Consider the following 22,258-nt stretch of genomic DNA (forward strand, 5'->3'; position numbering starts at 1 on the left):
GTCAGCGCCTCTCCGCAGCGGGCAGGTCCCTGAGTGCCCTGACGTACTCCCGCGGGTCTCTTGGGTCGTTGATCCCCGAGCGGAGGATCCTGTGCACGGTCCTATCCGGACCAATGAAGAAGCTGGATCGTGTGGCCAGCCCGCGGACGCCGTCGAAGACGCCATAGCGTCTGGCGACCTCTCCGTGCGGCCAGAAATCGGCGAGCAGGTCAAATGCCCACCCCTGTTCGGCCGCCCAGGCGCGCAGCGAGTACTTCGTATCACAGGAAACGGCAAGCAGGGTTGCACCGGCGGCGTCGAACTCGGGTTGGAGTTCCGCGAGGCTGGCCAGCTCACCGGAGCAGACCCGCGAAAACGCGAAGGGGTAAAAGACCAGCACAACGGAGCGGCCGGCAAGCCCATCCAGGCTTACCGGCTCCCCGAACTGGTTGGGAAGTTCAAAGCCCGGAGCCGGGTCCCCGATTCCGGGGCCCCCGGCAGGAACGAGAGCCAAAGCTGGCTATTTCTTCCTGCGGCTCACCAGGCGTGTGGCTGCCCAGTCCTGGCAGACGCCGGGAGAGGTAGTCACATGGAGCCCGGCAGTCGGTGCTGCCTCTTCGATATCCGCCGGCGGAACGTAACCGTTCCGGCCGGACTTAGGGGTCAGGACCCAGACGACTCCTCCGTCATCGAGCGTGGTCAGCGAATCGACCAGCGCATCGACCAGATCTCCGTCATCGGAACGCCACCACAGAATGACGCCGTCGACCACATCGTGGTCGTCCTCTGTGAGGAGCTCACCGCCGACAAGATCCTCAAGGTCCTCCCTGAGGTCAAAGTCGACGTCGTCGTCGTAGCCGAATTCCTGAATCAGGTCGCCGTCTTTGAAACCCATTCTTTCCGCCACGTTGCTCTCCGTGACGGCATCGGCCTCGCTCACTTCACTCCTCCTGGTTGACTGCATGTTTACAAGGGAATCACATCTTCGCGCGAACTGCCCTTTCCCTGACACAAGGGAACACCTTTTAGCGGCAAGCTTCAAGGGCCCGGGGCCGATGTACGGACCGGGAGCGAGGGCGCTGATGACGCGCTAGCCGCGTGCGCCCGCGCCGAAGGCGAGGTTCGCCGGGAAGGCTACGCAAGGGTTCCGCGCCGGTCTACAGTGAACTACAGGACCAAGCACAGGCACGGGCAGCCGGCACGGCCGGCCGCCGCCCATCCTACCAACCCGTCCGGCGGACAGGGACCGGGCACCAGACACCCAGCGCAGGACCAATGTCCAGACACAATCTGTGCATAGGAGAGTTTCGTGGCCGCAGAAGACAGAACGGACATCCTCAGCGGGCTCACCGGCCAGCTGCCGGACAGTGACCCGGAAGAAACCGCCGAATGGATCGAGTCCCTCGACGACCTGGTCCGGACCGAAGGCACCGAGCGGGCGCAGTTCATCATGCGTTCCCTGCTCCAGCGGGCCGGCGCACATTCGGTCGGTGTGCCGATGGTGACCACCACCGACTACGTCAACACCATCCCGGTGGACCAGGAACCCGAATTCCCCGGCGACGAGGAGATCGAACGCCGCTTCCGGGCCTGGATGCGCTGGAACGCGGCCGTGATGGTGCACCGGGCCCAGCGGCCCGGGGTCGGCGTCGGCGGCCACATCTCCACGTTCGCCGGTGCAGCGACGCTGTATGAGGTGGGCATGAACCACTTCTTCCGTGGCAAGGACCACCCCGGCCGCGGCGACCAGATCTATTTCCAGGGCCACGCGGCACCGGGCATGTATGCCCGGGCCTTCCTTGAAGGCCGCCTCTCCGAAGAGGACATGGACGGATTCCGGCAGGAGAAGTCCCGCGAGGGGCATGCGCTCTCCTCCTACCCGCATCCGCGGTCCATGCCCAGGTTCTGGGAGTTCCCCACTGTCTCCATGGGCATCGGGCCAATGAATGCGATTTACCAGGCCCAGCTGAACCGGTACATGGACAACCGCGGCATGAAGGACACCTCCGACCAGCATGTCTGGGCGTTCCTGGGCGACGGCGAAATGGACGAGCCGGAATCGCGCGGCCTGCTGCACGTGGCCGCCAACGACAAGCTGGACAACCTGACCTTCGTGGTCAACTGCAACCTGCAGCGTCTGGACGGGCCGGTGCGCGGCAACGGGAAGATCATGCAGGAGCTGGAGGCTTTCTTCCGCGGTGCCGGCTGGAACGTCATCAAGGTGGTCTGGGGCCGCGAGTGGGATCCGCTGTTGAAGAAGGACGACGACGGCGCGCTGGTCGAGATCATGAACTCCACGCTCGACGGCGACTACCAAACGTACAAGGCGGAGTCCGGCGGCTTTGTCCGGGACCATTTCTTCGGCAAGAGTCCGCAGACCAAGGCGATGGTGGCGGGGCTGTCCGACGACGAGATCTGGAACCTCAAGCGCGGCGGCCACGACTACCGGAAGGTCTACGCGGCGTACCAGGCCGCCATGGACTTCAAGGGGAAACCCACCGTGATCCTGGCCCACACGGTCAAGGGCTACGGCTTGGGCACGCACTTCGAGGCCCGCAACGCCACGCACCAGATGAAGAAGATGACGTTGGAGGACCTCAAGGTCTTCCGGGACTACCTGCGCATCCCCATCACCGATGCACAGCTCGAGGCGGACCCCTACCGCCCGCCCTACTTCAACCCCGGACCCCAGTCGCCGGAAATCCGGTACATGCTGGACCGCCGGCGGGCGCTGGGAGGCTTCCTGCCCGAGCGCCGTGTGGACTTCAAACCGATCCACCTGCCCGGGGAAAAGTCCTACGAGGTCGCCAACCGCGGCTCGGGCAAGCAGCTGGCAGCGACCACCATGGCCTTCGTCCGGCTGCTGAAAGACCTGATGCGGGACAAGGAATTCGGAATGCGGGTCGTCCCGGTGATCCCGGATGAGGCCCGGACCTTCGGCATGGACTCGTTTTTTCCGACCGCGAAGATCTACAACCCGCAGGGCCAGAACTATCTCTCCGTAGACCGGGACCTGATGCTGGCCTACAAAGAGTCCCCGCAGGGCCAGATTGTGCACGTGGGCATCAACGAGGCCGGCTCGATCGCCGCATTCACGGCAGCGGGGACGGCGTATGCCACCCAAGGCGTGCCGCTGATCCCGGTGTACGTGTTCTACTCGATGTTCGGTTTCCAGCGCACCGGTGATTTTATCTGGGCAGCTGCTGACCAGATGGCGCGCGGCTTCCTGATTTCGGCAACGGCCGGGCGGACTACCCTCACCGGTGAAGGCCTGCAGCACGCCGACGGGCATTCCCCGGTCCTGGCCTCCACCAACCCCGCGGTGAAGACCTACGACCCGGCCTACGGCTACGAGATCGGGCACATCGTCCGCCACGGCCTGGACGAGATGTACGGCCCGGATTCCAAGGATCCGAACCTGATTTACAACCTCATGGTCTACAACGAGCCGATCCTGCAGCCCAAGGCGCCGGAGGAACTCGACGTCGACGGCGTGCTCCGGGGCATCTACCTGCTCGCCCCCGCAGTCGTCGACGGACCACGCGCACAGCTGCTCGCCTCCGGCATCGCGGTTCCCTGGGCGCTGGAAGCGCAGCAGCTGCTCGCCGATGACTGGGGTGTTTCCGCGGACGTCTGGTCGGTCACCTCCTGGAACGAACTGCGCCGCGACGGCCTGGCTGCCGAGGAAGAAGCGTTCCTGCATCCGGATGCCGAGCCCAGGGTGCCGTTCGTGACGCAGCAGATGTCCGGTGCCACCGGGCCTATCGTGGCGTCCACCGACTATATGAAGGCCGTTCCGGACCAGATCCGGCAGTTCCTGCCGAACGAGTTCGCGGCCCTCGGGGCGGATGGTTTCGGTTTCGCCGACACCCGTGCCGCAGCGCGCCGCTTCTTCAAGATCGACAGCCACTCGATGGTGGTCCGCGCCCTGGAGATGCTGGCCCGGCGCGGCGAGGTGGACGGCGAAGCGCCCAAACAGGCCATCGACAAGTACCACCTGCTCGATGTCACGAAGGGCACCAGCGGCAATCCCGGCGGTGATGCCTGAGGCCCACGCTGGAGCGCCGCAAGTTGTAGCCTTCACACAAAATGGAGGTTGTTTCCCGGAAGTCGTAAGCTCAAGACATGCCAGTCACCCGCTCCATCCGCACTGCCTCGACTGCGCCCGAAGAGGGCGGCGCCGATCCGTTGATCCTGGAGCGCCTCAAAGCGAACATCGGCAAGCTTTCCACTGCCACCCTGCAGCAGCTCGATGTGTCGCTGCCCTGGTACCGGGGACTTCGTCCGGACGAACGCTCCGCCCTGGGCATGGTGGCACAGAAGGGCATTGCCTCCTTCGTCAACTGGTACGAGCGTCCGGCGTCGCCGGCCTGGGTACTCAGTGACGTGTTCGGCACTGCACCAACCGAACTGACCCGGGCGATCAGCCTGCAGAAGGCCCTTGCCCTGATCCGCGTGGTCGTTCAAGTCGTTGAGGACAGGGTGCCGGAGCTTGCCGCCGGTTCAGTGCAGGGACCACTGCGCGAAGCCGTGCTGCGCTACTCCCGCGAGGTCGCCTTCGCGGCAGCAGACGTTTATGCCCGGGCCGCGGAAACCCGTGGCGCCTGGGACACCCGGCTCGAGGCCCTCGTGGTGGATGCGATCCTGCGCGGTGAAAGCTCGGACGCCCTGCGGTCCCGTATCGCGGCGGTGGGCTGGACGTCGACGGCGGGGGTCACCGTGATTGTCGGAAGTTCCCCTGCAGACCCGAACCCAACGTTCGTCAATGAGCTGCGCCGCGTCGCCGGACGGCTTGCCGAAGACATCCTGGTCGGCATCCAGGGCGACCGGCTGATCCTGGTCCTGGGCGGGCTCTCGGACAAATCCGGGTCCTACGCCCGGCTGGCCGACCTTTTCGGCCCCGGCCCCGTGGTCTATGGACCCCCTGCTGAATCCCTCGTCGAAGCCGGGCCCTCTGCCCAGGCTGCCTTCGCCGGGCTCACTGCGGCCCGCGCCTGGCCTGCCGCCCCGCGGCCGGTGGCGGCCGATGACCTCTGGCCCGAACGCGTGATGTCCGGGGACGAATCGGCACGCCGGGCCTTGGTGCGCAGCATCTACCGTCCGCTGCTGGCAGCCTCGAACGGACTGGCCGAGACCCTCTCCGCCTATCTTTCGCTGGGTCATTCCCTCGAGGCGACTGCCCGCGAACTCTTCGTCCATGCCAACACCGTCCGGTACCGGCTGAGGCGGGTCTGCGACATCACCGGATGGGACCCCATGCTGCCGCGGGAAGCGTTCGTCCTGCAGACAGCCCTGGTGGTTGGACGGCTTTCCCCTGCCGGGAAAGCGGCTCCGGAACGGCCCGTGCCCCGCAGCTAACCACACTTGCCAGCACCGGCCGTACTTGTAGACTTCCTACAATGCCCTCCGGTGAGCTTGGTTCACCTGAACACCCGGGAATTCCCGCCAACTTTGGAAAGCTTGATACGTGCTAGCAATCGTCTGCCCCGGCCAGGGGTCACAAACGCCCGGCTTCCTTTCTCCGTGGCTGGAACTGCCCGGAGCTCGGGAGCACCTTGAAACCCTCTCCGACGTTGCGGGCCTTGACCTCGTGGCGCACGGCACCGTGTCCGATGAGGAAACCATCAAGGACACTGCCGTTGCCCAGCCGCTCATCGTCGCTGCCGGCCTGATGGCCGCGCGGCTGCTCCTGGACACCGAGGCGCTGACCGCTGCCACCGTCGTCGCCGGGCATTCGGTGGGCGAGATCACCGCCGCCGCTGTCGCCGGGGCGCTGTCCGAGAATGATGCACTTCTCTTTGTCAGGGAACGGGCCAACGCCATGGCCCGGGCCGCAGCGGAACAGCCCACCGGTATGAGCGCCGTCCTGGGCGGCGACCCGGACGACGTCGCACGCGTACTTGCGGAAGCCGGACTCACGGCGGCCAACGCCAACGGCGGCGGCCAGGTTGTAGCCGCAGGCACGCTGGAACAGCTTCAGGCACTGGCCGCCAATCCGCCCGCCAAGGCCCGCGTCATTCCGCTGAAGGTTGCCGGGGCCTTCCACACCTCTCACATGGCACCGGCGGCCAGCGTTCTGGAGGCCCTGCGCCCCACGCTCTCCCCCGCCGAACCGCGGCCCACACTTCTCTCCAATTACGACGGCGCCGCGGTAGTCAGCGGCGGGTCCAACCTGGACAGCCTGATCGCCCAGGTATCCCGTCCTGTGCGCTGGGACCTGTGCATGGAAACCATGACAGCGATGGGAGTCACCGGCATACTGGAGCTTCCGCCGGCTGGCACCCTGACCGGTCTGGCCAAACGGGGCATGCGCGGCGTCCCGTCGCTGGCCCTGAAATCTCCTGAAGACCTCCCAGCAGCCCGGGCCTTCGTGGCAGAGCATTCCGGCGCCGCAGCAGTTACGACACAAGAAGGAAATGCGTGAGCACGCCTACCCTGAAGCAGTCACCGGTTCACGAGTTCAGCCGCATCCACGGGATCGGAGCTTTCCGGCCCGACGTGATCGTCAGCAACGACGACGTCTGCCAGTGGATTGACTCCTCGGACGAGTGGATCCGCCAGCGCACGGGCATCATCACCCGCCACCGCGCTGATAAGGGCACGTCCGTGGTGGACATGGCCGAGATGGCTGGACGCGAAGCGCTGGAAAAGGCGGGGATCGACGGGTCCGCCCTGGGTGCCGTCATCGTCTCCACTGTGACCCATCCCTACGCCACGCCTTCCGCAGCCACGCAGATCGCTGACCGGCTCGGCGCCACTCCAGCTCCGGCCTACGACGTTTCCGCCGCCTGTGCCGGCTACTGCTACGGGATCGCCCAGGCAGACGCCCTCGTCCGCTCCGGCACCGCAGAGTACGTCCTGGTCATCGGCGTGGAGAAGCTGTCGGACTTCATCGACAACACCGAACGCACCATTTCCTTCCTGCTCGGCGACGGCGCAGGCGCCGTCGTTGTGGGCCCCTCGGACACGCCCGGCATCGGTCCGTCCGTCTGGGGTTCGGATGGCAGCAAGTCCGGCGCCATCGGCATGACCCACTCGATGCTGGAGGTGCGGGAGCTCTCCCTGGCCGCGGAAGACGACGGCACGCTTCCCGCGTCTGTCCTCGCCGAACGCGAGACCAAGCTCTGGCCCACGCTGCGACAGGACGGCCAGACCGTCTTCCGCTGGGCAGTCTGGGAAATGGCGAAGGCCGCCCAGCAGGCCCTTGACGCGGCCGGCGTCAGCGCCGAGGATATCTCCGCGTTCGTCCCGCATCAGGCGAACATGCGCATTATTGATGAAATGGCCAAGCAGCTGAAGCTGCCCGAGTCCGTGGTCATCGCCCGGGACATTGCCGACGCCGGCAACACCTCCGCGGCGTCCATCCCGCTGGCCACACACCGCCTGCTCACCGAAAACCCCGAGCTGAGCGGAAAACTCTCACTGCAGATCGGCTTCGGCGCCGGGCTCGTCTTCGGCGCGCAGGTAGTCGTCCTCCCCTAGTTTCCAAGCCACACCGCCTGAGGCGGTTGGAAAACCCAGACCGGTCCAGCACCGGTACCACAGAAAGAAGGAGCCCCCATGGCTAGCAACGAAGAAATCCTGGCCGGTCTCGCCGAGATCGTGAACGAGGAAACCGGCCTGGCCCCCGAGGCCGTTGAGCTCGACAAGTCCTTCACGGATGACCTGGATATCGACTCGATCTCGATGATGACCATCGTGGTCAACGCCGAAGAGAAGTTCGGTGTGCGTATCCCCGACGAAGAGGTCAAGAACCTCAAGACCGTTGGCGACGCGGTGGACTTCATCTCCAACGCCCAGGCGTAGCCCGTGGAGGGTGGCCGCTGCCGGTGCAGCGGCCGCCCTTTGCAGCACCTCGCATCGCCCCCGGGCGAACCACCAATTTTTCCGAGAGAGTGAATCATGGCCCGCAAAGTAGTCATAACCGGCCTCGGCGCAACAACGCCGATCGGCGGAGATGTTCCGACCATGTGGAAGAACGCACTGAAGGGCGTCTCCGGTGCCCGCACCCTGGAAGACGACTGGGTCGAGAAGTACAGTCTTCCGGTTACTTTTGCGGCGCGCGTGTCCACGCCTGCCTCTGAGGTCCTCTCCCGGGTCGAAGCCAAGCGGATGGACCCCTCCACCCAGTTCGCCGTCGTCGCCTCCCGCGAAGCGTGGGCCGACTCCGGGCTGGAAGAGTCGGACATTGACCACGACCGGCTGGCCGTCTCCTTCGCCACCGGCATCGGCGGCGTCTGGACCCTGCTCGACGCGTGGGACACCCTGCGCGAAAAGGGCCCCCGGCGGGTACTGCCGATGACGGTTCCCATGCTGATGCCGAACGGCCCCGCCGCAGCCGTCAGCCTTGACCTCGGTGCCCGCGCCGGCGCCCATACACCGGTGTCTGCCTGCGCCTCTGGGACGGAGTCCCTGCATCAGGGCCTCGAGCTGATCCGCTCGGGCAAGGCCGACGTCGTGGTCTGCGGCGGCGCGGAAGCAGCCATCCATCCCATGCCGCTGGCCTCCTTTGCCTCGATGCAGGCCCTTTCCAAGCGCAATGACGATCCCGAGCGTGCCTCGCGTCCGTACGACAAGGACCGCGACGGCTTCGTGATGGGCGAAGGCGCCGGTGCCCTGGTGCTTGAGGCGGAGGAACATGCCCTGGCCCGCGGCGCCCGGATCTACGCGGAGCTGGCCGGAACAGCGGTCACTGCGGATGCCTACCACATCACCGCACCCGATCCCGAGGGTCTCGGAGCCACCCGCGCCCTGAAGGCCGCCCTCTTTGATGCCCGCGCGCACGCCGAAGACGTAGTGCATGTCAACGCGCACGCCACGTCGACCCCGGTGGGAGACAAGCCCGAGTACACCGCCCTGAAGAGCGCCCTTGGCGCCCATGTGGACAATGTGGCCGTCTCCGCGACGAAGTCCCAGACCGGCCACCTCCTCGGCGCTTCCGGCGCCGTCGAAGCGGTAATGACGGCGATGGCCGTCTACACCCGGCAGGCTCCGGCCACGATCAACCTGGACAACCAGGATCCGGAGATCCCGCTCGACGTCGTCACCTCGGCCCGCAACCTGCCGTCCGGTGACATTGTGGTGCTGAACAACTCCTTTGGCTTCGGCGGGCACAACGCCGTCGTCGCCCTGCGGAACCACTAAAGGCCCACTGCATAAGCCGAAGGCCGGGACCCTGATGGGGTCCCGGCCTTCGGCTTTAAGCGGAGGAGGTGCGCCGAGGAGCAGCGGGTTTTCGGCAGGCTGCTGAGGGCAGCTGCTGGGGTTGTCTACTTTGCGGCTGTGCCGGCGATCTGCTGAAGTGCCCGCACGTGTGCTTCAAAGGCTGCCCGGCCCGTCCGGGAGAGTGATAGCCACATAACCCGGCGGGCGTCTCCACGGTCCGCCTTTGCTGCCTTGTCGGTGCGGACATAACCGGACTCCGCCAGGGTTTTCACATGCTTGGACAGTGTGGCGTCCGAGACGCCCAAGGCGGTCCGCAGTACTCCAAAGTCGAGCCGGTCGACGGGGTGGAGGAGCCCGCAGATCCGCAGGCGCAGCGGTGCGTGGATGACCTCGTCGAAGCGCGGCTCATCCACGGCGCAGCTTTACGGCCGCGGACCGGTAGGCCACAGCAGCCAGCCACGTTGTGAGGGCAAACGCGGCGGCGCTGGTGAAGAGGACTCCCCAGTGCAGACCGAAAGACACCAATCCAAGGGACGTACTGAACAGCGCCAGGCAGATGGCAGCGATTCCGGCCACGGCCAACGCTGCGCGGACCCCCATGCTCCGGAACCGGACACCCGTTTCCCGCCGTACTAGGTAAAGGAGAACCAGGACCATGACCAGCGGCAGGGCACCGGATGCCGGCGGGTCGTAGCCCTGGCCGGGCGATGCCGAGGCGGCCGCTCCGACCCACAATGCAGCCGCTGCCCCAAAGCCGGCCAGGAGCGGCCAGGGAACCCGGATGCTCTCCGCAAGCCGATCCCGGTCGGCTCCCAATGCGCTCAGCGCGCTGGTCGCCTCGGCGCGCGTCGGTCGTTTATGTTCACTTTCCATAATGGAAACACTAATAAATGGTTTCCGTTGTGGCAAGTCACTTCAGAAATGTTATGTCGACCGGTTCCGGATGACGTACGCGTCTTCCCGGAGCGTCTCCTTCAGACGGTCTTTCGTGATAGGCCGCGGGGGGGGTGGGCGAAGGTCAGCCGACCTGATGCAGCCAGCGGACAGGAGCGCCGTCGGCAGCGTGGCGGAAAGGCTCCAGCTCGTCATCCCAGGCCTCGCCCAGGGCGAGGGAAAGTTCGTGGTAGACCGCGGCGGGGTCGCCTGCGCCGTTTTCGTAGGCGTAGCGGATGCGGTCTTCGGTCACCATGATGTTCCCGTGCACATCCGTGGTGGCGTGGAAGATCCCGAGTTCCGGAGTGTGGGACCAGCGGCTGCCGTCAGCGCCTGCGCTGGGTTCTTCGGTGACCTCGTAGCGGAGGTGCGCCCAGCCCCGCAGTGCGGAGGCGAGGAGGGAACCGGTGCCCTGCGGGCCCGACCAGGCAAGTTCGGCGCGGACCATTCCGGGCGCGGCAGGCTGCGGGATCCACTTGAAATCCGTGCGCTTCTCAACGACGGATCCGATGGCCCACTCGATATGAGGGCACAACGCAGAAGGGGCTGAGTGCACGAACAATACGCCGTGCGCCATCACAACAGTCATTCCATCCTCCGTAGCTGTAGGTGCGTCTTCCCCAACGACCTGCATAGCGGGACGAAAATCTGCCTGTGTGCCCTGAAACTGTCGCAGTCCTACGGCATCGCGGGACTGCTAGGTGTGAGACCTAGCATCATTGTGCCGTATGTTACGCAATTACGCCAATGAAACTACTTGGTTGTAAGTGAAAGGTCAGGCACGGGGGTGCGCCTGCTGGTAGCTCTTGCGGAGCCGGTCCACGGAGACATGGGTGTAGAGCTGCGTTGTGGCGAGGCTGCTGTGCCCCAGGATCTCCTGCACGCTGCGCAGGTCGGCACCGCCGTCCAGGAGATGCGTGGCGGCACTGTGCCGCAGGGCATGGGGTCCGCTGGCCGAGGTGTCCCCGAGGGATTCGAACAGCGCGGAGGTGACGGCACGAACCTGGCGCTGGTCGATCCGCCGTCCCCGTTGGCCCAGGAAGAGCGCTGGCCCGCTCTCCGGTTTGGCGAGCGCGGGCCTCCCCCGGCGGAGCCAGTCGTCCAATGCAAGGGCAGCCGGGAGCCCGTAGGGCACGGTGCGTTCCTTGTTGCCCTTGCCGAGGACTTTCAGGGTGCGCCGGTCCTGGTCCAGGTCGTCAACGTCCAGCCCGGCGAGCTCCCCGACACGGATGCCGGTGGCGTAAAGCACTTCCACCAGCGCCCTGTCACGGAGGGGCAGCGCTCCCCCATCTGCGGCGGCCGCAGCGAGCGTCTCGAACAAGGCCTCAAGCTGGGCAGGGCGGAGCACACCGGGGAGTGTCTTGGTCCGTTTCGGGGCCTTCAGGCGAAGCGCCGGATCCACGGAGATCCGTTCCTCCCGCAGCGCCCAGCCGGTGAAGGACCGTGCTGTCGCCGCCCGGCGGGCCAGGGTCGCCCGCGCAAGTCCTGCCTCGTTGAGTGTTCCCAGCCATCCGCGGAGGACGTATAGATCGATTTCGGCCAGCGCAGTGAGTCCGAGTCCGGCAGCGTAGTCCACCAGTCCCGCGATGTCTCCCTCGTAGGCACGGACGGTGTGTTCCGAGCGTCCGCGTTCGGAAGAAAGGTAGCTGCAGAAGGCCTCAAGTGCCTGGCTGAATTCAACCGGCCTGCCCCCGGGCGGCCTGCGCCGGTCCGTCGTGTTGCCCGCGGTCCCGTTAGCCGCGCCAGTTTCCGGGACGGCGGCTTTCCCGGACGGGCCTCCGGAGCCGTGTCCTGGTCCCCCGGTCTCTGCGGTATTCCTGCTGGTGTGGCTCACTGTCCCACTTTCCCCGCTTTCCCGGCCGGCTTCAAGCAGGCACACCGGCCCCGGAACACTGCTGGCGAAGCGCCTCGTTCCCGGGAGCCGCTTCCAGCTCCAGGAGGGAACGTTTGGCATCCACCCCGCCGGAGTATCCCGTGAGGGCACCGCGGGTGCCGACTACCCTGTGGGTCGGCACCACAATGTTCAGTGCGTTGCGGGACAGCGCAGCACCGACGCTGCGTGCCTTAGCTGCGTCGCCAAGTTCCAGGGCCAGCTGCTTGTAACTGCGCGTCTGGCCGTACGGGATGGCCCTGACGGCGGTCCACACCTGCTGCTGGAACGGCGTTCCGGATTGTGCGACAGAAAGGCCGAAGCAGCACCGCCGCCCGTCAAAGTACTCCTCGAGCTGCCGTTCCGCCGTTTCGAAACCGCTCTCCGCGGCCAGACCGTATCGCGCAGCGACCGGTGCCGCCGGGTCGGGCGCTGATGATTCCACAGAAACGAGGACGGAGTCCTCTGCGACCAGGGTGAGGATTCCCAGGGGTGAGGCGATGACCTTGTGAAAACGCATGATGTTAGTCCTTTTGTTGTTGGAGAAATCGGATGTTCCGGTGATCTTGTTGCCCGTTTCCTCACCGTCCGGCCCGCCGCCATAGCCCGGAACCCGAGCACCGGGCCAAGCCCTCAAGTTCCAGTCGTGCCAGCCCTGCCCGCACGGCCGGGATGCCCAGGCCTGCGACCATCGCCAGCTTCTCCACCGGTGACCCGCTCCGCAGCGGCAGCGCATCGAGCAGCAGGATGTCCTCAACCGCCAAGTCATCGTGGTCCGCACGTACGGGCTGGTTCTGTCCCGGAAGTACATTCCCCGAGCTGTTCTCTGCCAGGCCCGCGCCGAAGGGATCAGCAAGCTCCAGCACCTCAGCGGCGTCACTCACGCAGACCGCGCTTCCGTCCCGAAGCAGCCGGTGGCAGCCTGCCGAGTTGGCTGAGTGGACCGGGCCCGGCACCGCGCCGACGCCCCGGCCCAGTCCGGCGGCGTGGTGGGCGGTGTTCAGCGCTCCCGAGCGCCAGCGTGCTTCCACTACGATGGTCGCGGCGCTGAGGGTAGCGATGAGCCGGTTGCGCTGCAGGAACCTCCACCGGGTGGGCGCTGAGCCTGGCGGTACTTCGCTGAGGATCAGGCCCCGGTCCGCTACTGCTCGAAGCAGGTCCTCGTTCCCCGCCGGGTAAAAGCGGTCGATGCCGCCGGCCAGCACGGCGATTGTGGGGGTGCGTACGGGCTCACCTGCGTCCGGCCCGTTGGTGCCGGCTGCTGCGAGCGCCGACCGGTGCGCCTGGGCATCGATTCCGTAGGCTCCGCCGGAGACGACCGTCCGTCCGCGCAGGACCAGCCCGGCCGACAATTCTCCGGTGACGGCGAGCCCGTACGCCGTCGCATCCCGGGAACCAACCACGGCGACGCATTTCCCGGCAGGCGGGATAGCGGCATTCCCGCGGGTCCACAGGCAGAACGGCATGCCCAGCCCCAGTTCGTGGAGTGCCTGCGGCCACAGGTCGTCCTCCGGAACGAGCATCGTTCCGCGGAACCGGGAAACTGTGGCCAGGTCCCGCTCTGGTGCGAGGCTGGCGGCCCGGGGCCGCCAGCGTTCCAGGGCCTCGGTCAACGCCTGGCCGCTGCCGCGGAAGCCATTGTCCTCCAGCAGTGATGCGACACCGCGGCGGGCTGCTGCACGAGCAGGTTCCCGGCCCGCTGCTATCCCGGCGGCTCGTTCCGGACCGACGGCCGCAACCAGGGCCTGGCCCACAGCATCGGAGGGCTCAACCAGCCGGGACAGGGCCGCCCTCGCTGCCAGCACTTCCTGAGAGGGCCGGTTCATGCCGCCACCGCCTGCTGCCGGAAACCCAGTGCCTGCCCGATGTCATCCGCGTCAGGCGCGTTATGCTCCGCCAGATCAGCGATTGACCAGGCTACCCGCAGGACGCGGTCATAACCCCGGGCGGTAAGGAACTGCCGGTCCATGGCGCGGTCCAGGGCCCTGGTGGCGTTCGCCTCCGGCTTCAAGGCACCGCGCAGCACCCGTCCAGGGACTTCCGCGTTGGTCTCGCATCCCCAGGGGGCCAGGCGTTTCCGCTGACGCTGCCTCGCCTGGGTAACCCGCCGGGCGACGTCGGCCGTTCCCTCCGCCTTCCCTGCCGCGGCGAACTCCGGCAGTGAAACGCGGCGGATTTCCAGCTGCAGGTCTACCCGGTCCAGCAGCGGACCAGAGAGCCTGCCGAAGTAGCGCCGCCGCTGCTGCGCGCTGCAGGTACAGTCGATACCCTTTCCACTGGCCAGGCCGCATGGACAGGGGTTGGCTGCGAGGACCAGCTGGAAGCGTGCGGGGTAAACGGCCGTGCCGGCGGCGCGGTGCAACACCAGGGTGCCGCTCTCCAGCGGCTGGCGCAGGGCATCCAGTACCCGTGCCTCATATTCGGGTGCTTCGTCCAGGAACAGGACGCCGCGATGGGCGCGGGAAGCGGCTCCCGGCCTTGGGATGCCTGCCCCTCCCCCGATGACTGCCGCCGCTGTCGCAGTGTGGTGCGGACTCTCAAACGGCGGGCGGCGAATCAATCCGGTGCAGGGCCCACCCCGCCAATTCAGGGAATGAATGGCGGTGACCTCCATGGCAGCTGTATCCCCCAGATCCGGCAGCAGGCCTGGCAGGCGTTCCGCCAGCATGGTCTTTCCGGCTCCGGGAGGGCCGGTCATCAACAGGTGGTGTGCGCCCGCCGCGGCAACCTCCAGTGCGAACCGGGCTTCGGACTGACCCGCAATGTCCGCGAGGTCAGGAAGCTGCGCCCGCGGAGCCCCTTCCCCTTCCTCTCCCAGCCCCCGGGCCTGCCTGTCAGGCGGGATAGCCGGCGGGAAGACCAGATGCTCATGGCCGGCCCCGAACGCCTCGGCAACAGCCGCCAGCGAGATGAAGCCACTGACCCGGGCAGCAGGAACCAGCGCCGCTTCGGCTGCATTGGCCTCCGCCACGACGATGTCCTGGAAACCGGCGTCGACCGCTGCCATGACCGAGGGTAGGACACCGTGCAGCGGACGCAGCCTCCCGTCCAATCCCAGCTCAGCAAGAAAAACGGTCTTCCCGGTGCTGCGGATGTCGCCTGCAGCAGCCAACGCCGCCATTACGATCGCCAGGTCGAAGCCGGAGCCGCGCTTGTGGACATCCGCCGGCATAAGGTTCACTGTGATCTTCCGCCGGCTCAGCGGCAGGCCGGAGTTTTTCGCCGCAGACTTCACGCGGTCACGGGACTCGTTCAAGGACGCATCAGGAAGTCCCAGCAGGATGAAGGCGGGAAGGTTTTGGCCGATATCGGCCTCGACCTCGACGATGCGGCCCTCCAGGCCGGTCAGGCCAATCCCGTACGTGCGTCCGAGCCCCATCAGCCGATCCCCTTGAGATGCTCGATCACGGGGTCAGGGCTGCCGGATGACGCGAAGGATCCCGGCAGCAGCACGGAGACGGCGTCCACCCGCCAGTCGTGGGCGGCAGCCGGGTGCGCCCTGGCCCAGGCGGCGGCCAGCAGGTACAGCCGGGTCAGCTTAGCGGAGCTGACTGCTTCAAACGGGTGCCCGAAGTCCAGGGAGGACCGGGTTTTGACCTCCACTACCACCAGCGTCGCTCCGTCCCTCGCAACGAGGTCGATTTCACCCTGCCGGCACCGCCAGTTCCGCTCGATGATGGCGTAGCCGGCAGCGGTGAGGTGATCCGCCGCCAGCTCCTCGCCCGTCCTGCCCAATACGTCTTTGGCTTTCATGACCCGAGTCTGGACCGGCGGATCAGGTGCCGGCTCGGGATGGGACCGGAATGTGGACAGAGCAGCCCGGCGTCACGGCTGTGCAGGAGAAGCCAGCCCCCGCCCCTGTGGAATACTGCCTCGGAAACACCGCAAGGGCGGACACTGCTGATGGCAGCGTCCGCCCTTGCAGGGAAGTGTCAGGCCTAGGCCCAGAGGAACGGAACCACGAGCACTGCGAGCGTGATGACAGGGCCAATGATGACCATTGCCAGCCCCCAGATGGTGAGGTGCTTGTTAACCGTGGCGCGGTGTTCCTCCACGGTCGAGGCAACAATGGTCGCACCGGTCGTTCCAAACGGGGCGCAGTCCACCAGCGACGCCGAGATAGCCAGTGCGTAGATGAAACCAGTCATCTCCAGTCCGCCGCCGGGAACCAGCAGCGGCACCGCAAGCGGAATCAATGCACCGATGATGCCGATCGTGGAAGCGAAGGCCGAGACCAGGGCTGCAATAACGCAAATGACAAACGCTGCGAGCAGCGGCTGGCTTACCGAGCGGGCTGCCTCCCCGAGCTGGTCGATGGCGCCGAGGCGGGTCAGGACGGCGACGTAGGTGATGATGCCGCCAAGCAGCAGTGTGGTGCTCCAGTCGATGCGCGTGATGGCTTTGCGTCCCACATCCGGATTGACCAGGGAGAGGATGACGGCGATGGTCAGCGCAACCACGCCAAGGTTGACGTCAACGTCGAGCTGGTTGAGGGTAAAGAACCCGCCCACGAGCACGAAGATGGAGACAATGACCAGCATCTGCATCGGTTCCAGTTTCGGACGCGGTGCAGCCTTCGCCTTGGTCTCGGTCCGGTTCAGCGTCAGCGTTCCGCCGCCGTCGGTGCGGTTCCCGCCCGAGACCGGGTAATCGCCGGAGTTACGGCCACGGTTAGCCGAGCCGGCCCGGGTACGGGCAATGAGTTCGCGTCCGCCGAACATAAAGAAGGCCACCAGGACAACGAGGGCGTTCACACCAATGGAGAGGCCGAACATCAGCGCGGCGTTGTAGGGCACATTAGCTTCGGAGGCAACGGTCTGGACGGTGATGCCGACGATGCTGGTGGGCGCCAGCGCGCCGCCGACAATCGCCGAACTCATGGCGATGCCCATCATGGTGGAGTTGATCTTATGGCTGTGCGCCAGGGTCATCGCAATGGGAACGACGGCGAAGGCGGCGTGGGAGGTGCCCATGCAGGCAACTGCCGTTGCAATGGCCCACAGGCCCCAGGGAAGCAGGGCCACACGGTCGCCGATGAGGTCCAGGGAACGGTCAACCAGCCATTTGATGGTGCCGGTTTCATGCGCCAGTCCGAAGAGATAGGTGATGCCCACCAGGATGATCAGGGCGTCCACCGGGAAGCCACCGAGGACGTCCTTCAGGCTCTCGCCTACGACGCCGATGCCGATAATGAAGGCGGCCACGAGGGCCAGTGCACCCATGTGCACGTTGCGGACAGAGGAGATGGTGAACACTGCCGCGAGCCCGATGAGGGCAATAATCTCGGGGCTCATGCCGCGCGCTCAAAGGAGACGAGCCCTCGGCAGGGGGCGGGGGAAGTAAAGAACGTCATTGATTTACTCCGATCGGGTGGTTCGTCCGCGGGAAGCTCCCGCGAGGTACAGGGTCAGGGCTCCGGCGTCCACGCCTTCGACATCGGCAAAGCCGATCAGGCTGCCCTGGGCAACCGGCCGGATCAGGCGGGCGCCGTCGAGCAGGTAGAACGGGGAGGCCGCGGGGTCAGCCGCGATCATCACGGGCGCAACTGAGTCAATCTCGTGGTGGTGTCCTGCTACGGCCAGATCGGTTCCGGCCGGCAGGTCGCACAGGGCGCGGCCGGCGAGGATCATTCCCGGCACCGCCGGAGGAGCCTCAACCAGGTCGACGGCGGCATGCACCGTGAGCGGTGTCTCCACACCCATGTAGTGGTACGGCCAGTAGATGCACGCGTACTTGCCGTCGCGGCTGACGACGTGGCCCTTGCCCCGGAGGATTTCCCAGGTGGCAGGATCGCCGGTGCGGACGATGGCAAAGACGCCGCCGGCGAAGCTCGCCTCCCCCGGCAGCCGGAGGGCGGAGAAAACGTCCACCACGCCGTCGTTCGCCAGGATCCCGCCGTCTTCGCGTGCGGCGTAGATGTCGGCAAGTTCATTGATCCGGGCCACGGGATAATGCATGGCCTCCACGTCGGCCATCATGCCGGTGCGCATGGCGACAACCGTCATTTCGCATGAATCGGCTGCTGCTGCCCGCTTGAGCGGGCTGACCGCCTCGGCCCGCTGGGCCAGGGTGGAGGTGATACTGCTTCCAAGCTCCAGCAGTCCGGTCAGCTGCGGGGCCTCGATGCTTTCGCCTGCCTGGCTCACGCGGCCGGTCGCGGGGTCGAACTGGAGGTCGTACTCCCCCGCCTTGCCGATCGCCACGATATCCAGCCCAACGGCGCTGACCCAGTCCACGAGCCGGAGGAGGTTGGCCGGCTGGTCGCCGTCGCCCGGGAGGTAACTGAGCCCCTTGTCCGCCGCACGCGCGCTGAGTTCGACGCCGACAACGGTGTCCACCTCTTTGCTCACCATCACCACGTGGGTGTTGTTCTCCAGCGCTGCCTCTGCGTAGGCGGCGCCGGCGCCCACCCGGCCGCAGGCCTCAACCAGGACGTCGATGCCTGCCCAGTCGAGGGCGTCCAGCGAGCCGACCAGCGCAATGCGGCCGCTGGCGATAATTTCCGCGGTCTGTGCCGGGCCGCTTGACGCGGCGGCACGGGAGGCGGGGATGCCCAGTTCTTCGAGCATGGCCAGCACACCGGCGGCATCCGGATCCACCAGGACCGCAGGCAGGATTTCGGGGGTGCAGGCCAGCTGGGCAAGGAACGTACGCCCGTAACCGCCGTTAGCCCCGGTGAGGGCTACGCGGAGGGGAGCTCGTCGTCGAGCGCGGTGAGGGAGAATCACGGTGGCGTCCAAATCTTCGTGAGCACCGCTCGACCTTCGAACGTGCCGGGAATCACTGTGACACACATTTCTAATTTCGTACAACAAATTACCAATGCTTAACACCGATTCACAGTGCGGTGTTACAGTCGAGTCCGATAACTGCCGCCTCAACGGCCGGTTCGGAAAGGATCACAAAAGTGCTTGGAATCATCGCTGACGACTTCACTGGCGCCACGGATATAGCCACCATGCTCCGGCGCTCGGGCCACCGGGTGGCCGTCGTCATCGAGGGCGGAACGCCCGCCGCCGGGGAACTGGCCGGCCTGGACGCCGTCGTTATTGCCTTGAAGAGCCGGTCCGAACCAAAGGAGGACGCAGTCGCCGCCTCGCTGGATGCGCTCCGCCGGCTGCGCGCCTGGGGTGCTGCCCGCTTCTACGTGAAGTACTGCTCCACCTTTGATTCCACAGCTGAGGGCAACATCGGGCCGGTGCTCGACGCCGTTGCGGATGAGCTCGGCGCGGAAAGATGCGTTGTGGTGCCTTCGCTTCCGGCCAACGGACGCACCGTCTACAGCGGTCACCTCTTTGTGAACGGTGTCCTCCTGGAGAACTCCTCCATGCGGCACCATCCCCTGACGCCCATGACCCGCTCGCGTCTGACCGAGCTGCTGGGCCCGCAGACCCCGCACACGGTCAGTGAAGTTGCCCGGCCGGTGGTCCGGAGCGGGGCAGCGGAGCTGCGCGCAGCGATCGACGCAGCCGAGGGCCGGTACGTGGTGGTTGACGCCATCGACGATGAGGACCTTGGCATCATTGCCGCGGCCGTTTCGGAGCATGTGCTGGTCTCCGGCGGATCCGGGCTGGCTCTGGGCATGACCGGCCCCGGTATGTCCGGTGCTTCCTGGGCGCCGCCGCGCCGCGGGCGGGGAGGGGTCCTGTGCGGGAGCGTCTCCAGCACCACCCTGGCCCAGGTTGCGCACGCCGCACGCACCCAGCCGGTGCGGCAGATCGACGTCCGCGCCGCCATCTCCGATCCCGGGACGGTGGCCGCCGACCTGGCCGCCTGGTTCCTGGCGCAGGCACCGGATTCCACCCCCGTGGTGTGCGCGGCCCGGAGCCGGGATGACGTCCACACCCTGGTAGACGGCGTGGAGAGCGCGCCCGTCATCGAACACGTGCTGACTCAGATTGCCGTTCACCTCACGGCGGACCCAGCCGTTTCCGCGCTCATCGTCGCGGGCGGGGAAACCAGCGGAGCCGTGGTGCGCGGATTGGGCATCCAGTCCCTGCAGATCGGCCCCGAGCTCGCGCCGGGCGTGTGCTGGTCCACGGCGGAGGCCGGCGGGCGCCCGTTTGCCTTGGCCCTCAAGAGCGGCAACTTCGGCGAACAGGACCTTTTCGTTTCGGCATGGGAGCACCTGGCATGAGGATCCAGAACCAGCTCATTACCGCCGGACGCCGGCTGGTTGATATGGGGCTGAGCCCGGGAGCCACCGGCAACCTGAGCCTGCGGGACGGGGACAGCTTCCTCATCACCGGGACCGGCGCCTCCCTGGGGCATCTGACCGAAGCTGACCTCGCCAGGGTCTCGCTCACCGGCGTCCACCTCGGCGGCGCTCCAGCTTCGAAGGAAACACCCCTGCACGCCGGTTTCTACCAGCGGGGCGCAGAACACCAGGCGATCGTCCATCTGCACTCTCCGCAGGCCGTCGCCCTGTCCTGCCGGACCCCCTGGTCGGACGCGAACGCCGTTCCACCGCTCACTCCGTACTTCGTGATGCGGGTCGGGCAGACCCCCCTGCTCCCCTACCGGCATCCCGGCGACGCGGCACTCGGCGAAGACATCCGCTGCGCGCGGGGACCTTTCCGTGCCGCCCTGCTGGCCAACCACGGGTCCGTGGTGTCCGGCAAGGACCTGGACGACGCCGTCGAGCGGGCTGCCGAACTGGAGGAAGCGTGCCGGATCGCCCTGCTGACGGAGAACTCCCCACGCCGCGAACTCACGCCAATCCAGATCGGCGAGCTCGCTGAGCGGTGGAACAGTCCCTGGACGCATTCTCCGGTAGATTGATCCGGGAGGCACCAATGGCAAAGTCGATATCCCTGATTCCAGAGCAGCGCAGGCAGCAGATTCTCCAGCACCTGCGCGCCCAAAGAGTGCTCAGCTACCGGGAAATCACCGAATTGCTCGGCGTCAGCCACATGACAGCCCGCCGTGACGTCGCGGCTCTCGCCGAGGCGGGAGACGTTGAAGTGACGCAGGGCGGCGTCCTCGCCGTCAGCAGGCTCCTGGAGGAACCGAGCCGTTCCGTGAAGGAAGCAGCCGATCTCCCGGCCAAGGCCGCGATTGCCCGCCAGGCTGCGGGGCTGGTGGCCGATTCCATGACCGTCTACCTGGACGCCGGCACCACCGTCCAGGCCATGTGCCCCTACCTGCAGGACCGCCGGAACCTCACCGTCGTCTCCAACGACCTGGCCACGGCCGCAGCCTTCCTCGAGTTTCCGGGCGTCGAGCTGATCTGTGTTGGCGGGCGGGTGGACCGGGACAACAAGTCGATGATCGGCCGCCTGGCCACCCTCACCCTGGCCGAGCTGTCCCTGGACATCGCGTTTCTTTCCTCCAGTTCCTGGGATGTCCAGCACGGGATCACGACGCCGGTGGAGGCCAAAGTGGATCCGAAGCGCGCCGCCATGGCATCCGCCGAGAAGACGGTGCTGCTGGCGGACAGCAGTAAATTCGGCCGCTACGCCAAGTACCGGGTGCTGGCCCTGGAAGAACTTGACCTCATCATCAGCGATTCGGGCCTCGCCGAAAGCGCTGTAGGCCAGATTCAGGAGCGCGGCGTCGAGGTTGTCCGGGAGAGCCTCCTGCCCGCCCCAGCCCTCCGCTAGGCGTCGCTCAGGCCGCCGGTCAGTCCACCCCTGGGTTCCGCGGGCCGGTCAGCTCCGGTACAGCACCGGCGTCGCCCACAGCCGCGCAGGCCCCAGGTCCAGCAGCGGCGGCGGCCCGTTGAAGCCATGGAATCCGTGCAGCAGGCTGATATGAGGATGCAGCCGCGCCGCGAAACCCAATGCCGGGTCCTGCGCCGCATAGCCCGCCGGGTCCGGAACCCCGCAGGCGGACAGGAACTCCAGCAGCAGGCCGTACAGGGTGCGGTGGACCGAGTCGAGCCCTGACGTAGTGGCATACTCCACGGCCAGGGTGGAACCGTCCCGCCCGAAGCCCGCCAATCCGCGCGGTTCCAACAGAAATGCGTCTTTGGGCAGGGCCCCAACTGTCGCGTGAAGGTAGCCGGACAGGGCCCGGCCATAAGCCTCCGCGTCGACACCGGTGGCTACGGTAAGCCTGGAAAAGGCGTTGTCAGCCCTTCCGAAATGGATCAGGGTCAGGTGTAGCCGCTCCGCGGACACCCGCCGGGTCCCCGGTGCCCGTTCCCGGGCCACCGACTGCAACCGGAGCAGTTCCGCCAGCCCGGCGTCGTCAGGCTTTAGCTGCGCATAGATACGCGCCCCGGGAGGTACACCGGGAAGCAGCGGGCGGCGGGGGCCGGGATCTGGATCAGGCAGCGAAGGGGCCACGAACGCAGTCTATGATGCCGCC

General features: G+C 66.6%; 22 protein-coding genes. 9 read left to right on the forward strand and 13 right to left on the reverse strand.

The features are described from left to right. Position 1: 1 nt before the first annotated feature. Positions 2-493, reverse strand: coding sequence for a peroxiredoxin (locus RTN46_RS03890; protein ID WP_312179161.1), 492 nt, complete (start codon positions 491-493; stop codon positions 2-4). 6 nt (positions 494-499) lie between these two features. Continuing rightward, positions 500-919, reverse strand: a complete 420-nt coding sequence (locus RTN46_RS03895; protein WP_312179163.1) for a DUF3052 domain-containing protein — start codon at positions 917-919, stop codon at positions 500-502. Between the two features lie 369 nt (positions 920-1,288). Here RTN46_RS03895 and aceE point away from each other — a divergent pair, with 369 nt between their 5' ends. The 6 genes from aceE (at position 1,289) to fabF (ending at position 9,123) form a co-directional block, all read left to right on the forward strand. After that, positions 1,289-4,027: a pyruvate dehydrogenase (acetyl-transferring), homodimeric type gene (aceE, locus tag RTN46_RS03900; RefSeq protein ID WP_312179165.1), complete on the forward strand. Its 2,739-nt coding sequence runs from the start codon at positions 1,289-1,291 to the stop codon at positions 4,025-4,027. Positions 4,028-4,104: 77 nt separating this feature from the next. Further along, the gene (locus RTN46_RS03905) at positions 4,105-5,337 is read left to right on the forward strand and encodes a helix-turn-helix domain-containing protein (RefSeq protein WP_312179167.1); all 1,233 of its coding nucleotides are present in this window, start codon (positions 4,105-4,107) and stop codon (positions 5,335-5,337) included. A gap of 109 nt (positions 5,338-5,446) precedes the next feature. Then, on the forward strand, positions 5,447-6,403 hold the full coding sequence (locus RTN46_RS03910; RefSeq protein WP_312179169.1) for an ACP S-malonyltransferase: 957 nt from the start codon (positions 5,447-5,449) through the stop codon (positions 6,401-6,403). Beyond that, positions 6,400-7,461, forward strand: coding sequence for a beta-ketoacyl-ACP synthase III (locus tag RTN46_RS03915; RefSeq protein WP_312179170.1), 1,062 nt, complete (start codon positions 6,400-6,402; stop codon positions 7,459-7,461). Before RTN46_RS03910 ends, RTN46_RS03915 begins: the two co-directional genes overlap by 4 nt. 78 nt (positions 7,462-7,539) lie before the next feature. Continuing rightward, positions 7,540-7,785, forward strand: a complete 246-nt coding sequence (locus RTN46_RS03920) for an acyl carrier protein (protein WP_055240832.1) — start codon at positions 7,540-7,542, stop codon at positions 7,783-7,785. Positions 7,786-7,881: 96 nt separating this feature from the next. After that, positions 7,882-9,123 carry a beta-ketoacyl-ACP synthase II gene (gene fabF / locus RTN46_RS03925; RefSeq protein WP_312179173.1) on the forward strand — a complete coding sequence of 414 codons (1,242 nt, stop codon included), beginning with the start codon at positions 7,882-7,884 and terminating at the stop codon, positions 9,121-9,123. 125 nt (positions 9,124-9,248) lie between these two features. On the opposite strand, the gene RTN46_RS03930 is transcribed toward fabF, so the two are convergent. The 10 genes from RTN46_RS03930 to RTN46_RS03975 form a co-directional block, all read right to left on the reverse strand. Then, positions 9,249-9,557, reverse strand: coding sequence for a transcriptional regulator (locus RTN46_RS03930; RefSeq protein ID WP_312179175.1), 309 nt, complete (start codon positions 9,555-9,557; stop codon positions 9,249-9,251). Then, on the reverse strand, positions 9,550-10,017 hold the full coding sequence (locus RTN46_RS03935; RefSeq protein ID WP_312179177.1) for a hypothetical protein: 468 nt from the start codon (positions 10,015-10,017) through the stop codon (positions 9,550-9,552). The genes RTN46_RS03930 and RTN46_RS03935 overlap by 8 nt, the downstream gene beginning before the upstream one ends. Positions 10,018-10,162: 145 nt before the next feature. Further along, on the reverse strand, positions 10,163-10,666 hold the full coding sequence (locus RTN46_RS03940; RefSeq protein WP_312179179.1) for a DUF3145 domain-containing protein: 504 nt from the start codon (positions 10,664-10,666) through the stop codon (positions 10,163-10,165). A 186-nt stretch (positions 10,667-10,852) separates the two neighbouring features. Then, the gene (locus RTN46_RS03945; RefSeq protein WP_312179181.1) at positions 10,853-11,911 is read right to left on the reverse strand and encodes a tyrosine recombinase XerC; all 1,059 of its coding nucleotides are present in this window, start codon (positions 11,909-11,911) and stop codon (positions 10,853-10,855) included. Between the two features lie 31 nt (positions 11,912-11,942). Then, positions 11,943-12,467 carry a methylated-DNA--[protein]-cysteine S-methyltransferase gene (locus tag RTN46_RS03950; RefSeq protein WP_312179182.1) on the reverse strand — a complete coding sequence of 175 codons (525 nt, stop codon included), beginning with the start codon at positions 12,465-12,467 and terminating at the stop codon, positions 11,943-11,945. Between the two features lie 61 nt (positions 12,468-12,528). Next, on the reverse strand, positions 12,529-13,773 hold the full coding sequence (dprA, locus tag RTN46_RS03955; RefSeq protein ID WP_312179184.1) for a DNA-processing protein DprA: 1,245 nt from the start codon (positions 13,771-13,773) through the stop codon (positions 12,529-12,531). Further along, positions 13,770-15,326 (reverse strand): YifB family Mg chelatase-like AAA ATPase, encoded by a 1,557-nt coding sequence (locus RTN46_RS03960; RefSeq protein WP_312179185.1) that lies wholly within the window; start codon positions 15,324-15,326, stop codon positions 13,770-13,772. The genes dprA and RTN46_RS03960 overlap by 4 nt, the downstream gene beginning before the upstream one ends. Beyond that, entirely contained in the window at positions 15,326-15,700 is a 375-nt protein-coding gene (locus RTN46_RS03965; RefSeq protein ID WP_312179186.1) for a YraN family protein, read from the reverse strand. The genes RTN46_RS03960 and RTN46_RS03965 overlap by 1 nt, the downstream gene beginning before the upstream one ends. A 185-nt stretch (positions 15,701-15,885) precedes the next feature. After that, on the reverse strand, positions 15,886-17,241 hold the full coding sequence (locus RTN46_RS03970; RefSeq protein WP_312179187.1) for an SLC13 family permease: 1,356 nt from the start codon (positions 17,239-17,241) through the stop codon (positions 15,886-15,888). Positions 17,242-17,304: 63 nt separating this feature from the next. Next, a complete protein-coding gene (locus tag RTN46_RS03975) occupies positions 17,305-18,675 on the reverse strand; it encodes a homoserine dehydrogenase (protein ID WP_312179189.1) in 1,371 nt (456 codons plus the stop codon). A 179-nt stretch (positions 18,676-18,854) separates the two neighbouring features. Between RTN46_RS03975 and otnK the strand changes: the two genes are divergently transcribed. From otnK to RTN46_RS03990, 3 genes are read left to right on the forward strand one after another with little or no spacing between them, the layout of a single operon-like run. Beyond that, positions 18,855-20,084, forward strand: a complete 1,230-nt coding sequence (otnK, locus tag RTN46_RS03980; protein ID WP_312179191.1) for a 3-oxo-tetronate kinase — start codon at positions 18,855-18,857, stop codon at positions 20,082-20,084. Next, entirely contained in the window at positions 20,081-20,728 is a 648-nt protein-coding gene (locus tag RTN46_RS03985) for a class II aldolase/adducin family protein (RefSeq protein WP_312179193.1), read from the forward strand. The genes otnK and RTN46_RS03985 overlap by 4 nt, the downstream gene beginning before the upstream one ends. 14 nt (positions 20,729-20,742) lie before the next feature. Further along, positions 20,743-21,549, forward strand: coding sequence for a DeoR/GlpR family DNA-binding transcription regulator (locus tag RTN46_RS03990; RefSeq protein ID WP_312179195.1), 807 nt, complete (start codon positions 20,743-20,745; stop codon positions 21,547-21,549). A gap of 48 nt (positions 21,550-21,597) precedes the next feature. On the opposite strand, the gene RTN46_RS03995 is transcribed toward RTN46_RS03990, so the two are convergent. Further along, complete coding sequence (locus tag RTN46_RS03995) at positions 21,598-22,236, reverse strand: hypothetical protein (protein WP_312179196.1); 639 nt, start codon at positions 22,234-22,236, stop codon at positions 21,598-21,600. Positions 22,237-22,258 lie beyond the last annotated feature (22 nt).

Source organism: Arthrobacter sp. (genome assembly GCF_031988865.1).
GTDB lineage: Bacteria > Actinomycetota > Actinomycetes > Actinomycetales > Micrococcaceae > Arthrobacter_B.